Source organism: Chitinophaga hostae (assembly GCF_018224885.1).
Taxonomy (GTDB): domain Bacteria; phylum Bacteroidota; class Bacteroidia; order Chitinophagales; family Chitinophagaceae; genus Chitinophaga; species Chitinophaga hostae.
Genome location: NZ_JAGTXB010000005.1, coordinates 255,435 through 270,509 on the forward strand (window position 1 = coordinate 255,435; position 15,075 = coordinate 270,509).

Sequence of the window (15,075 nt, forward strand, 5' to 3'; positions counted from 1 at the left end):
TCCCTCCCGAAATTCACTTTATCCTGATCTCCTCCGGAAATCTGCCCCGCTTCAAAAAAATCACCTTTCCACCGGTACTATCGTCTTTCACAACAGTCTGTATTCATGTATTGAAATCCATAACCCCAAATTACAAAGGGATGATGCAAAGACCGGACAGGCCGGCCTGGTTATTTAAACAATATGTAAGCGGCAAATGTACCGAAGCCGAAACGGAAGAATTTTTCAGGTATGCAGCTGACCCTGCATATAAAGATACGCTGGATACCCTTGTATACCTGTACCTGGAAGAATTATCCATATCAGGAAATATGCCACCTATAGACTGGGACTATATGTATAACCGTATTGTATCCCCTCCCCGTGTCAAGCCAATCCGCAACCAGTTATGGCGGCGGTTGGCCGTGGCCTCATCGCTGCTGCTGGTGCTGTCGGCAGCGGCCTGGTTATTATGGCGCAGCAGTGTGAGCCTCCCTCAAATGGGCACAACGCAAGCGCAACACAAAGTGGCCCCCGGCGGCCAGCACGCCCTGCTCACCCTTTCAGATGGCACCGTTATTCCGCTGGACAGTGCGGCCAATGGCACACTGGCCAGGCAGGGCAATGTGAACATTCTGAAGCTGGACAGCGGCCGGCTGGCATACAGCGCTGCTGCTTCCAAAACTGTAGACGCCCCCACATTCAATATACTGACCACACCCCGGGGCGGACAGTTCAGGGTGATATTGCCGGATGGCAGCAGGGTATGGCTGAATGCCGCCTCATCTATCCGCTTCCCTACAACTTTTATCGGCAAAGAAAGAAGAGTTGAGCTGAGCGGCGAAGCATACTTTGAAGTAGAGGAAGATAACAACATGCCTTTTATAGTGGGGCTGAACGGGGAAGGGCAGGTACTGGTGCTGGGCACTCACTTTAATATTAATGCCTATAACGATGAAGGGCTGCAGAAAACTACCCTGCTGGAAGGCGCCGTGTTGGTAACTGCAGGGGGCCACCGCCAGATGCTGCGGCCTGGAGAACAGGCGCAGGTACAGCCTGCCAATGCCTCCGCAGGCATTACCGTCAGGCAAACGGATGTTGAAGAGGTACTGGCATGGAAGAACGGCTACTTCCAGTTCAACCAGGCCGACCTCAGGGCCGTTATGCGCCAGTTAGCCCGTTGGTATGACGTAGAGATCAGTTATGAAGGCTCTGTCCCTGAAAGTAAGTTCTGGGGCGACATTTCACGGGAAGCCAACATCACGGATGTTTTAAAAGTATTGGAAAAAAGCGGTGTACACTTCAGGTTAGAAGGGAAAAAGATCATTGTAACACAGTAATGCGTATCCTATTTTTCACCTTAAAATACTTTCAACCACGGCCACAAAAATTTAACCACGAAAAAAAACAACGTCAGCTCAAAAAAGAATCCTGCCCCGGCGCAACGCCGGAACAGGATTGGGCGGGTACTGCTGCTACAGTACCCGCCTGAAGGGTAATCAAACACGTCATGTAACTGAACAATTATTAAATCACCCAAAATCAAAAGTATGGTTTTAAATGCCCGGCGCCAAAACATCCCTGTCGCACAGTTCCCGCATGTTATTCCACCTGGATCAGGTACTGGGGGCCATAGGGGATACCCTCGTCTGCGTAAACTCCTGATGATGAAGCTAACTGCACTCTTATTGTTCACCACCTGTTTGCATATGCATGCGGCCGGCTACGTGCAACAGGTTACTATATCCCTGGAAGAAACCCGGCTGGAAATAGTCATAAAGATGTTAAAAAAACAGACCGGCTACGCTTTTTTCTGCGACTATGCCCTGTTGAAACAGGCCCGGCCGGTCAGCATCCATGTAAAAGAAATGCCGCTGCCCGAAGCGCTCCTCGAGTGTTTTGAAAACCAACCCCTCACGTATGCCATTGTAGGCAAAACAGTGGTGATACAGCCCAAAGCCATACCCCGGAATCGGAATGCGGAAGAAACAACGCCGGTTGAAATGGTAATAAAGGGCAGGATCACAAATGAAAAAGGTGAGGCGCTGCCCGGCGTTACTATTCAGGTAAAAGGCACCGACAAGGGTGTGATCACCAATGATAACGGCGAGTACGCCATTACCGTCCCGGACGAAAAAGTCGTGCTGATGGTATCGTTTGTAGGATATGAAAAAGTGGAAATGCCGGTGGGCGGCAGAGTCAAATTAGATATCACCTTGAAACCAGCCAACACAGGTGTAAATGAAGTGGTGGTAACTGCTTTCGGGAAAAAGCTGCGGCGGGAGGCCGTAGTGGGCTCTGTTGCCACCATTCAGCCGGAGAAATTGCGGATCCCGGCCAGTAACCTTACCAATGCGCTGGCTGGCCAGGTGGCTGGTGTTATCGCGTTCCAGCAGAGCGGACAACCCGGTCTCGACAATTCCAGTTTCTTTATCAGGGGAGTGACCACATTCGGTTACCGTCAGAACCCGCTTATTCTGATAGATAACGTGGAATTGACCACGAATGACCTGGCCCGCCTGCAGGTGGAAGATATAGAAAGCTTTTCTATTTTAAAGGACGCCAGCGCCACCGCATTGTACGGCGCACGGGGCGCCAACGGCGTGATCCTGGTAACCACCAGGTCCGGCAAGGAAGGCCGCGCAAAAATAAACCTCCGGCTGGACCAGTCGTTCTCCGGGCCTACCAAAAGCATTGAGCTGGCTGATCCCATCACCTACATGCGGATGTACAACGATGCAGTGATGACCCGCGATAACAAAGCTATTCCCTTTTATACAGAGGATGACATTTATAACCGCACCCAAACGATTGCAAACGCTCCCGGCAGCAATAAGTATGTTTACCCGGTAGTGGACTGGCAGGATATGTTGTTCAAAAAAAGGGCCACCAATCAACGGGCCACCATCAACGTGAGCGGTGGCGGGCCCATCGCGCGGTACATGGTCTCCGCGTCTGCAAGCAACGACAACGGGATATTGAAGCGTAACCCCATGAACAATTTCAACAACAATATCAATTATAAGAATTACCAGCTACGTTCCAACGTAAATATCAATATCTCAAAGAATACGGAGGTGGTGGTAAGGTTGTGGGGCAATTTCAATGATTACAGCGGGGCCATTACCCAGGACGCTTCCTTTTCCACAGACCTATACAGGATGGCTATGCGTACCAGCCCAGTGCTGTTCCCTGCTTTCTATGAGCCGGACTCTGCTAACCTGAAAGCGCAGCATATTTTATTTGGCAACAATCCCGGCAATGCCAACAATACAAGTAACGTCGGGTATCAGAACCCCTACGCGGAGATGCTCAGGGGATATAAAAGGTTTTCCGAATCCAGGATGTCCGCTACGCTGGAACTGAACCAGCAACTGGATATGCTCGTTCCCGGTTTGAGCTTCCGCGGCTTTTTCACTACTAACAGGTTTGCCTATTTCGCCAACCAGATGGCATATAATCCATTCTATTACATGATATCGCCGGATAAGTATGACCGTTCCACTAATACCTATACGCTGCGTTGGCTCAATGCCGCCACCAACAGCGATCCTTTACCTACAGAGTACCTGAACTTCACCGCCCTGAACACCAACGCCAGCACCTTCGTGCAGTTCCAGGGGCAACTAGAGTATGATAAGAAACTGGGCGATCATAACATAGGCGCGTCGCTGAATGGCGTACGGCAACAATCGATGAACTCGCAGGCCAAGGAGTTGCTGACGGCACTGCCTTACCGGAACCTGAATATAGCAGGAAGGGCTTCCTATAATTATAAAAGTAAGTATTTCGTTGAGTTCAATGCGGGGTATAACGGTTCCGAGCGCTTTTCCAAAAATAACCGCTTTGGCTTCTTTCCCACCATCGGCGCTTCATGGATGGTTTCAAGAGAAGGTTTCTGGAATGGCCGTATCGCGGACATTGTCACCAGCCTGAAACTGAGGGGCAGCTATGGGTTAACAGGTAATGACGCTATCAGTGATCAAAGGTTCTTTTACCTGTCTGACGTAAATCTCCAGGGCGGCAACGGATCGTCTTTCGGGATGAATAACCAGTACTCCAGGCCTGGCGTAGCCATTAAAAACTATGAAAACAAGAATGTCACCTGGGAAAAAGCAAAGATAGCCAATGCCGCCATCGAACTGTCCTTGTTTGACAAACTGAATGTTGTTGCCGAATACTGGCAGCAGAACAGATCTAATATCCTGATGACCCGCTATATCCCGGCCAGTGCGGGTCTTGAAGCCAGTATCGCAGCCAATGTAGGCACTACAAAAATAAAAGGCCTTGACCTTACCGCCAATTACAGCCAGAAGCTTTCGGGCGGCGCCTGGGTGGAATTTATGTCCAATCTCACTTTCTCGCGGGGCAGATATGGAAAGTATGAAGAGCCCGCATACGCAGAGCCATGGCGCTATAAGGCCGGGTCCCTGCTTGGCCAGCAGTTCGGGTATATAGCTGAGCGCCTTTTCGTGGATGATAAAGAAGCCGCGGCGTCCCCTTCCCAGTTGTTTGGCGGGAGAGCTCCCAGGGGGGGCGATATCAAGTACAGGGACCTGAACGGGGACGGGGTGATCACCAATGCGGATATGGCTCCCATCGGGTTTCCCACCACACCGCAATTAGTATATGGGTTTGGCTTTTCTGCAGGATATAAATCATTTGACATCAATGCCCGTTTCCAGGGGCAGGGCCGTTCTTCTTTCTTCATTGACCCTAATGCTACCAGCCCGTTCATACCCGGCGATGGCGCAATAAGCGGGATCGCGCAGGTGCTGAAAGTATATGCCGACAGCTACTGGTCTGAAGAGAACCGGGATCTGTATGCCGTCTATCCCCGGCTGGGCACAAACCAAAATGAGATATCCAATAACCTGCAGACCAGTACATGGTGGATGCGTGACGGTAGTTTTCTCAGGCTCAAAATGGTGGAGATCGGTTATGCGCTTCCCGGGAGAATAGCCCGGAGGTTATCACTGAATTCCTGCAGGATTTTCCTGAGCGGCATGAACCTTCTCAATTTCAGCAAATTCAAATACTGGGATATAGAGCAGGGAGGGAACGCCTTCAACTATCCTTTACAGCGTGTTTATAATGTGGGTATTAACATAAACTTTTTATGAGAAGCAGCATGAAGATCAAAAATCATATAAATAACCGGCTGGCAGGCGTGTTGTATTTAACCCTGCTGCTTGCCGCCACATCGTGTGGCAAATACCTGGATGTGACGCCAGAGAATACAGGCACCATCGATTATGCGTTCCGGAACCGGAACGAGGCAGAGAACTACCTGTTTGCCTGCTATAACACATTGCAAAGCCTGGCCTCTAACATTGATGATCCGGGGTTCATCACCTCCGGGGAGCTGTATAAACATAGTTATGACGTAACCCTGAACACAAGAAATTTTTTACTGATCAGCGGCACACAGAACACTTCCTCTCCCATTCTTGATTACTGGACCGGGCAGAATGGAGGGAAGAACATCTTCCAGGGAATACGGCGCTGCAACATCATGCTGGAAAATATAGACAAGCCCATTGATCTTACGGCTTCTGAAAAAGAAAGATGGATGGCAGAGGTCAATTTTCTGAAGGCATATTACCATTTTTTCCTACTGAGGATGTATGGGCCTATACCTGTCATGGACAGGACAGAGGATATCAGCCAGCCTGTTGAGGTATTCCGTAATAAGCGGCAGCCGGTAGACAGCGTGTTCTCATACATTACTGGTCTGCTGGACAAAGCTATCCCGGGGCTGCCGCCGTCCATCTCCAATATAAACCAGGAGTTGGGCCGCATCACTAAAACCATCGCGCTGTCTGTAAAGGCGGAGGTGCTGGCTACGCAGGCAAGCCCGTTGTTCAATGGGAACCCTGACTATGCGAACTACAAGGACAAAGACGGCGTGGCGCTTTTTCCCGGCACAGCGGACAATTCCAAATGGCAAAGGGCGGCTGAAGCATGTAAGGCGGCTATTACGCAGGCAGAGGGACTGGGGTTGAAATTGTATTCCTTCATTGTTCCACCGGCTATTCCCAAGCTCAATGATTCGCTGAGGGTGCTGCTGAGCATCCAGAACGCAGTAACTGAAAGATGGGAGCTAAACAGTGAGCTGGTATGGGCACTGAACGGCGTATTCAGTCATCAGCAAAACTGCATACCACGTTTTAGCGCCAACGGGAATTATTTCAACGTGCCCGGCGATATATCTGTTCCCCTGGCTATTGCAGAACTGTTCTATACCAGGAACGGCGTTCCCATTGAAGAAGACAAAACATGGGATTACCCGAACAGGTTCGCATTCAAGGTGGCAGAGCCGGCGGACCGGTATTATTTGAAAGAAGGGTATTCCACCACGAGGTTCAATTTCGACAGGGAGGCCCGGTATTATTCGGATATCGGTTTCGACGGCGGCACATGGTTTGGCGCAGGGGTACTGAAACAGGAGGCCATGCTGTATGTGGCAGCAAAGAAAGGAAGCCTGTCAGGCGTGCAGGAATATGGCTATGCCAATGTTACCGGTTATTGGCCCAAGAAACTGGTACACTACATGACTGCTTACAATACCGATGGCGGATTGCAAAAAACTGATTTCCGGATGCCCAGGACACGCCTCGCGGACCTGTATCTTTTATACGCGGAATGCCTGAATGAAGCAAACGGGCCGTCGCAGGAAGCATATACCTATATCGATAAAGTACGGGCAAGAGCTAACCTGAATGGCGTAGTGACGTCATGGCAGCAGTATTCAAGCGCGCCGGGCAAACCGCTCGCTAAAGAGGGCCTCCGGGAGATCATTCACCGTGAAAGAAGGATAGAGCTCTGCTTTGAAGGCAAGGCCGGCTGGGATCTCCGCCGCTGGAAAAAGTACGTGTCCCAGGTTTCAAAGCCGATACAGGGCTGGAACGTAATGCAGTCGGACCAGAACGCCTATTACACATTACAGACGTACCTGGTACCTGTGATCAGCAATAAAGATTACCTGTGGCCCCTCTCGGGAGATGCTTTGCTGACCAACGATAAATGGATACAATCTCCCTTCTGGTAATAACTTTTTCACAGACCAAAATCACTGCAATGAAGAACAAACGTTTTTATAGTGTTGTAAATTTTCTTCTTCTGTGTGGGGCAATTGTGGTGTCCTGCAAAAGAGATAACTATAATATCCCTTCCTCCACTGACAAAACCAAACCGCTGCCTCCCTCCAATATCAGAGTCCTGAATTTTAAAGGCGGGGCGTATGTCATTTACGATCTCCCCAAAACGGAGAACACATTGTATGTAAAGGCTGATTATGTGATTAACGACAGCACTGGCGCCAGCCGTCAGGCTAAAACCAGTTATTATACGGATACCACTATCGTGGAAGGGTTTGCCGCGGCAAAAAGTTACCCGGTGACCCTTAAGACCGTTACCCGCGCTAATATTGAATCGGACCCGGTTACTGTCATCGTCAATCCTGATACGCCAGCCTATGTTTCAGTAGCCCGCAGCCTGAAGCTGGAGCCAACTTTTGGCGGCGTAAATGCCAATACCCGGAACCCTTCCGGCCAGGGTATTACCATCGTATACCTGTACGACGACCCGGCGCAGGGGAAATATGTAATCCGTGAACAAAAGTATTTTGATGCTCTTCATATCAACTACGCTATCAGGGGGTTTGATACATTGCCGAAACGTTTCGGCGCATATGTAACAGATCGCTGGGGAAATAAGTCTGCGGTTACATTAGCAACTATAAAGCCCGTCTTTGAGCAGCTGCTGGATAAATCAAAGTTCTCACCTTATGACCTGCCATCGGATATCCCCACACAGGGGGGGTATTCCAAGAACCGGATATGGGATAATGTCATAAACAGTAGCAATTTCTGGCATAGCCAATTTACTCCAGTTCTCAACCCGGCCCCGGCAAAGCCCTACGTGATTTCTTTCGGGATCGGCCAGTTTGTGCGTTTGAGCAGGTTTGTGTTGTATCAAAGACAAGGGTTTGAATATTGGGGCGATGGGTGCTTTGAGATATTCAGCATTTGGGGATCGGCCGCGGATGCGCCCAGGAACGCCGTATTACCCGAATATGCCAGTGAAGGTGCATTAATAGGAGACTGGGTGAATCTCGGAAATTTCAGATTCCCCAACCCACCTTCCGGGAACGCCCCATCAAATCTAACAACGGCCGACAGACAGTGGTGGGAAGGCGGCGTCAACTTCGAGATGCCGGCGGGGACCCCAAAAGTGAAATTTATAAGGGTGGCTGTTTCAAAAACGTGGGGTAACCGTGAAGGCGCCTACCTGACGGAAATGACACTCTACGGGGGAAACTAGCCACCCTCATAGCAATCTGAAATTCCTTTTTTAAAAATCATGATCATTATGTCAAGGAAAGTCATTTTTATACTACCAATGCTTGGTGGCATTTTTTTAGCAGGTTGCGAAAAGCTCGACACAGAGTACCGGCAATACCTGAACGGAAAAGAGGAAATTTATCCCGGCGTTCCATCTGATGTTTCTTGCAATCCGGGGAATAAACGGGTGGAGTTCACCTGGAAGCCCAGCCCGGACCCGACGGTCTCAAAATATGTGATCTATTGGAATAATTATAAGGATTCCTCAGTACTGAAAGTGCCGGATGGAAAACAATCCCTGTTCACCGGGGGCATTGTCGGCGGCTTTAATGAGGGGACCTATTTTTTCGTGATCCGCGCTTTTGATAACAAGAATAACAAGTCCGTTCCGCTTGTCGTCAACAACGTATCCATATACGGAGATTATTATCTCAGTGGTCTTGCAAACAGGACTGTAAAAAGTACCGAACTGGGCGCGGATAAAACGGTCAAAGTAACTTTCAACGCCCCTGCAGACGGCACCAATATTTTAACCGAGATCAAATACACTTCTTCGTCAGATAAGGATGAAGTGGCCAGACTCCTCCCTGGCGAAAACCTGCTCAGTATAAATAACTGGAAAGCAGGCACATCCATCGTTTACCGGTCAGCTTATAAGCCTGTACTCAATTCACTGGACACATTTTATGCGAAGAAGTATGACACATTGGTGATTAAGCAGGACGTAACTGCGCAATACCTGAAAAACACGGCGCAGCCTTTCCTGTCCGTGCAATCAGTTAACCGTTTCAGAGATCCCGCGTATTGGACGGTTAATGCAGCTGTTCAGAACCACAATGGCATGGGTGGATGGGGAAGTGATAACAACACAGTGCTTTGTATGGAATCAGGATGGGGCTCTCCTGACATCGTTAACGGAAAAATGTATCAGACCACCGTGCTACCTGCCGGAGCTTATTCATTCGAGGTTGAGCTGGGATCTTATGAATATGGCGGCAACCCGGTCCGGTTGGTTGCCATAGAAGGCACTACATTGCCAGATTTCAGCAATGACCAGGTTCCCGGCGCATTGGGAGTAGCTGATCTGGCGTTGAAAAATATTACGTTCACTGTTCCTCAATCAGGGCCGGTAACGCTGGGGTTTCTAGTGAGAATGCAGGGAAACCTGTATTGGAGAGTAACTAAAGTCAGGCTGTTACAACATTTTATGTAGCGGAGATCACTTCAGGCATCGGAGGATACTACCCCGGCCGCTGTTAATACGTGGTTTTGAAACCGGCCAAGGGGTTTAAACGAAAAGAGGCTGTCAAAAGTGAAATTCTACCCGATTTTATCCGGGTACCTGATGGAGAGAAAATTCGGATAAGCGATTCCCGAAGCCTTCAGATTACTTTTGCCAGCCTCTTTTTGATCCCGCTGAAAATCTGTCCTTCTTTCACCACTTACAGGGCATTGCCTTTAATTGTGATTCCAGACTAGTCGGTAGACGCGCAACCAAACGTTTTCCAGGAAAAGATGTATTTTATGCCGATTCAACAAAGTGAGATCAGCAAAAACAAAAATCTGGAACAAACTACCGGGTGGAAATGATATTGTGCATGAAAGTTAGGAAGAGAAATGTAATGCTACTGATTTTGACGTCCATAATGGTCTAAACAGGCATAATTGTTAAGTTTTGCAACTGGGATTGAATTGCATGAATTGGAGCGCGGCTCCTTTTTAATCTGACAGCTTTGGATTAAAAAGGAGCCGCTGCAAATTTTACATTATTCCCGTTCGAAAGTTTTCTTCTCCACACCCACACCGGTGACAACGAGTTTTTTCCAGCCTTGGGGCAGCACAGAATTTATTTGCCGGATGCCCTTATCGGTAATATCCAGTCCTGCAAAGCCCATCAGTACACTTTGTAATATTCCTCCGGCGCCGGTAGCGAAATAAGGATTGGTGCCGCCTTTGGTTTCAGCGACCACCCGGAAAGGTGGTAGCAGGAAAGACTCATAGGATTCTTTAAACCAGTGAGCAGCCTTACCGGCGTCTCCGAGGCGGCTATAAAGTAGAGCAAACACAGCTTGTGTCATAGCGGGGGTACCGGCATCGGGTACTCTTGTTTCGTAGTAAGCGAGATCTTTTTTTATCTGTGCAGCATCAGTGATGGTTTTTAATGGATAGGCCAGCAGGTTCACATCGCCTTGTTTGATGGGTTCGCCGTGGTATGTTGCATGTTCTTTGGTAACGCCATTATCCAGGTGTAGCAGCGGGATATTGGCTGCTACCTGCTGCCAATCGGGATCAGCAGTTATATTTAGTATGAGGGCTGCATCAGTGGCAAACCGGAGATTAGCTATGGCTGCGGCATTCGTAAAAGCATTGTTGTCTACATTCTCCGCCCACTCATCCGCTGCCACCACGTTATTGATATCATAGTGACCAGGTCCGTTGCGTTCTACCCGGCTAGCCCAGAAATCTGCTGTGTGCTTCAGTATTGGCCAGCCTTTTTCCCGCAGCCAGGCTGTGTCTCGGGTAACCAGGAAATAATTCCATGCAGCAATAGCCACATCCGCAGTGATATGATGCTCAAAAGGTCCACTCAACGCCCATACAGGTGTTTCTTCTGCACCACTACCTGCGCTTTCCCAAGGATACATGGCGCCTTTAAATCCTTTGGCAAAAGCGTTTCGTTTCGCCTGCTCCAGCCGCTGATAACGGTATTCTATCATAGACTTACCCAGTTCAGGATGCATTACCAGCAGCGCGGGATACATCCAAAGATCGGTATCCCAGAATACATGCCCGTTGTATCCCAGGCCACTGAGGCCCATAGGGGAGGGAGACAGGGCACTGTTCTCACGCACAAAAGAATACAGATGATACAGCATGCTGTGTACATCCTGCTGTGCCTGTGCATCTCCTGCTATATGGATATCGCTTTTCCATAGTTCATCCCATGCCTGTTTGTGCATTTTCAACAGCCGGTCATGTCCTTCCAGCCTGGCATACAGTGTTAGGCGCTCTGCCTGGTTCAGCGGATCATCGTCATGTGCCGAGGTAATGGATGTACCTGCAATGGAGAAACGATAGGTTTCACCTGCCTGCAGCTTTTTGCGGAAAGTCATCCGGTGCATACTATTGTCCCACATCTCGTGTATAACCTTCGGCTCCTGCCCGTGTGGCTCGTTAAACAGGAATGTGTTACTGGCGCAGAGCTGCAGCTTGCCGGTAGGGCTTTTCGCTGTTGAGGTCAACAGACTAATGAGGGCATGTGGCCGGTCTATTTCATTGTAGTAATTCTGTACATCTTTCAACGCATCCGGTGCTTCCAGTACGCTGCCTGCAGCAATAGAGATGGGCCGTTTAGCAGTAATGCTTACATCCATCAGCACAGTAAAAGGCAGTTGACGCAAAGCATAATAAGTATAGGTGACAGTAGCTTTGTCAATGTAATCAAATGACGTGGTGAAGCCCCCATGCTGCATATCCAATTCCTGCGTCATATGCCTGATGGCATTGCCTTCTACGTTTCCGTCATCAATACTCAGGCGCATATTCAGCAGGTTAAAGCTTCGCAGAAAGTTACTTACCCTTCCACGACCATACAAATCATAGGCTCCCGCCAGCACTACGTCTTTTACTTTAAATGGTTCGGGAGAAGATATAACACCGATCATGCCATTGGCCACAGTAACGCCATAATAATTCCCTGGCTGAATGTTATCGGCACGGATAATCCATGGATCCTGAGCTTTTACAAGGGATGAAATTCCAATCAATACTGCAAGTAAACTGATCTTTCGCATATTATTCATTTTGAATTTATCTGTGTGAACCAACTGGTGTTTTATATGTTGTGAATTATAACCTGTTATTACCTTCCGCGAAATCGCGTCAGAAATTCGCTGATCGGAAATTATCGTTTGTCAGGTTGAGATATATGAAAATTAGAAAATTAAAATGAGGAGCCGTACGCAAACACCGCTACGGGTAAATGTAATTAATTGTTGCGTTATTTTTCAGATGATGATGGAATTAAATATGGCAGCTCCTTTTAAACAGTTATTGAAATAAGCGTTACATATTGGATCTGCTTTTCTTTCCTGTCTTAAAATCAGGGATCTGTAGAAACAGGCCCTATAATTTATCAACCATATTATAGACACTTATCTTTAGCCTAATGAAAACAATCTAAAGTATCAGCTTTATCCCCCGGCGAAATAACAGCGATGATTGATTGCCATGTGACTTCTTTCTATTAATGAACTGGTAAATGTCTGATTTTAAAATAAGAGCCCCGTAGAAACGAGCCTCAATATATATCTTTATTTAGCCGAAATTATCTCTGGATTGACTTGCAGCATGACGGCAAACTATGTAGGAAAAATCGCCATTTATGTTGTCAATTAGGAAACAGCCTGTTCTACCATCTGAAATCCAGCCATAAAATCCGCCATTCACATCCGGGCTATTGACAAAATCGGAATTCTGAATATAACGTTTACGTATATCCGCAAAAAAATATTATGATCTTCTTTAACACGAGTTTAACAACCTGCCGGGATAGGAAGATAGGAAAATGCTGCTGTTACCTGTTTTACAAGTATAAAAGGCGGTCATCTGGCCGGCAGAATTAAATAATGTATTAAAACAAATTTTATGAAGTACAGGTTATTTTTTGCAACAGTGATGGCGGCAGCCGTTACCATAATTTCAACATCTGGAATTATGGCACAGAATTCATCAAAAGAACAGCGTAAACCGGCAGTGGATACCAGCAGAAAACCGGTTGCCCGTCCGGCTACACCAGCAAAGCCAATGCCCAAAGCAGATACTACAAAGAAGGCAGGTGGAAAACATAAATCTTATTGAAAATAAGACATACAGAGGTAGAAAATAGGGATACAATTTTTATTGATTGTGTGTATGGCTTCCTGCATTTGCGGGGAGCCTTTCCATACGCGCTATTTGATATGGACTCCTATAAATTGTATATAATTTATGATGCAATGATAGAGGGCTGTAAGCAAGTTCCCGTTTTTCATGTATATGTAACCATGAAAGAACCGGTAAGGTGAGCGGGGAGTTACGTTTAAGGTACCGTATTAACATTTTTGTAAATCTTTTTGCTTGTGCGCGCAGATGGTCTTTATGAACAGTTCAGGCTGGTATTCGAAAAATACTATAACCCACTTTGCAAATATGCCCAAAATTTTGTAAAGGAACAGAGTATATGTGAAGATATTGTGCAGGAGGTATTTATCAGAATATGGGAAACCCGTAAGGACCTGATACATTCCGGCAATATACGGTTCTATCTCTTTATTGCTGTCCGTAATAATTGCCTGACGCATCTAAGCAGGGAACAAAAAAGGGCTATTTGCAGTCTTGCCGATATGGACCTGGAAGTTGAGGATGCTTTTGCCGATTTGGGAACGCCTGCAGGGGATACGGTTAATTACCTCAATCTACTTGGGCAAGGCATTGAACGGTTGCCGCCCAAATGTAAGGAAGTGTTCCTGCTGAGCAGGATGGGTGAACTGAGTAACCGTCAGGTAGCTGATAGTCTGGGTATATCCGTGAAAACGGTAAATAATCAGCTATGGAAGGCATTAAAGCTGCTGAGGGCATTTGCAACAAATGTAGGAGGTAGGGTATTATTTTTTTTGTGAAGAAAGATAGGAACATGGCGCGGGATTGTGTTTTGTTAAGCAGGAGGGACAGCAACGTATGATTGTATTATCAGAAACAATAAGAAGCATTCTTATTAATAAATTGAGCGGCAGCATTACTTCAGAAGAGGAAAGAACGTTGAAAAAATGGAGGCTGCAAAGCGATGCGCATGATAGGGAGATAAACCAGTACGCTGCCTTATGGGCGGCGAGTGGGAGGGTACTGCTACAGCCCGATTTTGATATGGTGAGTGCTTGGGAGCAACTGGATCAATGCCTGCGAAATAATGGTCTGGTTGTAAATGCTCATATAACATCACCCCTGCGTATGAGTGCTCTCCGCAAATACACTCGTATGGCTGTTGCAGCGATGATTGCGGTAATTACGCTCATCGCAGGATGGCTGATCTTTAGTAAGAACGAAAAGACAATATATAAAGTGGTTTCCGCTGTTGATGCTAATAAATACCAGCGTTTACCCGATAATTCCATGATATTGCTCCGTAAGGGAGCATCTATTACCTATAAAACTACTTTCGGTCATAGCGACAGATTGGTTGAATTGCACGGCGACGCCTTTTTTGACGTAGTTCAAAATCCAAAGTTACCGTTTAACGTACAAACAGACAGGTCGTTGGTCAAAGTACTGGGAACATCATTCGTAATTAATACTTGTGTACAGCATGACCGTGTGGCAGTTGTGGCAGGGAAAGTCTTGTTATCCGTGAGAGATAACCCGGAAGCTCACTGCTTCATTTCCGCACAGGAAGAGGCGTTTTATACGGGCAAAACCTTTGAAAAAATAAATATTAGTGATGACAACTATCTCTCCTGGCAAACAGATGCCCTTACGTTTTCCAGGGCTTCCCTGGAAAAAGTGGTGGTAGATCTCTCATTTTATTACAGCACAACTATTAAACTGGATGATATACTAAAAGAAAGAGACATAAAGGTTACAGGTAGTTTCCGGAAACAATCTTTGCAGGTAGTATTGGACGAGATAACAGCTATTACCGGTTTGCATTATCGCAGTGTAAAGGACACACTGGTCATTTATTAAGGTATTTATTCATTCATCTTAAAAACATGAT

9 protein-coding genes and 1 pseudogene are annotated in these 15,075 nt (G+C 47.3%); 9 read left to right on the forward strand and 1 reads right to left on the reverse strand.

The window, feature by feature from the left end; genetic code table 11:
* The first annotated feature begins 140 nt into the window (after nt 1–140).
* The 6 genes and pseudogenes from KE626_RS12835 to KE626_RS35195 form a co-directional block, all read left to right on the forward strand.
* Nucleotides 141–1,319, forward strand: a complete 1,179-nt coding sequence (locus KE626_RS12835; RefSeq protein WP_211973304.1) for a FecR family protein — start codon at nt 141–143, stop codon at nt 1,317–1,319.
* Nucleotides 1,320–1,646: 327 nt separating this feature from the next.
* Complete coding sequence (locus KE626_RS12840) at nt 1,647–5,102, forward strand: TonB-dependent receptor (protein ID WP_211973305.1); 3,456 nt, start codon at nt 1,647–1,649, stop codon at nt 5,100–5,102.
* Entirely contained in the window at nt 5,099–7,030 is a 1,932-nt protein-coding gene (locus KE626_RS12845) for a RagB/SusD family nutrient uptake outer membrane protein (RefSeq protein ID WP_249207439.1), read from the forward strand. Before KE626_RS12840 ends, KE626_RS12845 begins: the two co-directional genes overlap by 4 nt.
* A gap of 29 nt (nt 7,031–7,059) precedes the next feature.
* Nucleotides 7,060–8,304 (forward strand): DUF5000 domain-containing lipoprotein, encoded by a 1,245-nt coding sequence (locus tag KE626_RS12850; protein WP_211973306.1) that lies wholly within the window; start codon nt 7,060–7,062, stop codon nt 8,302–8,304.
* Between the two features lie 48 nt (nt 8,305–8,352).
* Nucleotides 8,353–9,537: a DUF4998 domain-containing protein gene (locus tag KE626_RS12855; RefSeq protein WP_211973307.1), complete on the forward strand. Its 1,185-nt coding sequence runs from the start codon at nt 8,353–8,355 to the stop codon at nt 9,535–9,537.
* Nucleotides 9,538–9,836: 299 nt separating this feature from the next.
* A pseudogene (locus KE626_RS35195) lies at nt 9,837–9,914 on the forward strand (RagB/SusD family nutrient uptake outer membrane protein); the annotation flags it as partial.
* 176 nt (nt 9,915–10,090) lie between these two features.
* On the opposite strand, the gene KE626_RS12865 reads toward KE626_RS35195, so the two are convergent.
* Nucleotides 10,091–12,118, reverse strand: coding sequence for a kojibiose hydrolase (locus KE626_RS12865; RefSeq protein ID WP_249207440.1), 2,028 nt, complete (start codon nt 12,116–12,118; stop codon nt 10,091–10,093).
* 853 nt (nt 12,119–12,971) lie between these two features.
* On the opposite strand from KE626_RS12865, the gene KE626_RS12870 reads away from it, so the two are divergent.
* The 3 genes from KE626_RS12870 (at nt 12,972) to KE626_RS12880 (ending at nt 15,044) form a co-directional block, all read left to right on the forward strand.
* Nucleotides 12,972–13,184, forward strand: coding sequence for a hypothetical protein (locus KE626_RS12870; RefSeq protein WP_211973308.1), 213 nt, complete (start codon nt 12,972–12,974; stop codon nt 13,182–13,184).
* Nucleotides 13,185–13,444: 260 nt separating this feature from the next.
* Nucleotides 13,445–13,984 (forward strand): RNA polymerase sigma-70 factor, encoded by a 540-nt coding sequence (locus tag KE626_RS12875; RefSeq protein WP_211973309.1) that lies wholly within the window; start codon nt 13,445–13,447, stop codon nt 13,982–13,984.
* 58 nt (nt 13,985–14,042) lie between these two features.
* Nucleotides 14,043–15,044 carry a FecR family protein gene (locus tag KE626_RS12880; protein WP_211973310.1) on the forward strand — a complete coding sequence of 334 codons (1,002 nt, stop codon included), beginning with the start codon at nt 14,043–14,045 and terminating at the stop codon, nt 15,042–15,044.
* Nucleotides 15,045–15,075 lie beyond the last annotated feature (31 nt).

Coding starts and splice junctions, on each gene's coding strand:
- KE626_RS12870 (WP_211973308.1), top strand. CDS start 12,972: ATGAAGTACAGGTTATTTTTTGCAACAGTGATGGCGGCAGCCGTTACC.
- KE626_RS12850 (WP_211973306.1), top strand. CDS start 7,060: ATGAAGAACAAACGTTTTTATAGTGTTGTAAATTTTCTTCTTCTGTGT.
- KE626_RS12855 (WP_211973307.1), top strand. CDS start 8,353: ATGTCAAGGAAAGTCATTTTTATACTACCAATGCTTGGTGGCATTTTT.
- KE626_RS12845 (WP_249207439.1), top strand. CDS start 5,099: ATGAGAAGCAGCATGAAGATCAAAAATCATATAAATAACCGGCTGGCA.
- KE626_RS12865 (WP_249207440.1), bottom strand. CDS start 12,118: ATGCGAAAGATCAGTTTACTTGCAGTATTGATTGGAATTTCATCCCTT.
- KE626_RS12835 (WP_211973304.1), top strand. CDS start 141: ATGATGCAAAGACCGGACAGGCCGGCCTGGTTATTTAAACAATATGTA.
- KE626_RS12880 (WP_211973310.1), top strand. CDS start 14,043: ATGATTGTATTATCAGAAACAATAAGAAGCATTCTTATTAATAAATTG.
- KE626_RS12840 (WP_211973305.1), top strand. CDS start 1,647: ATGAAGCTAACTGCACTCTTATTGTTCACCACCTGTTTGCATATGCAT.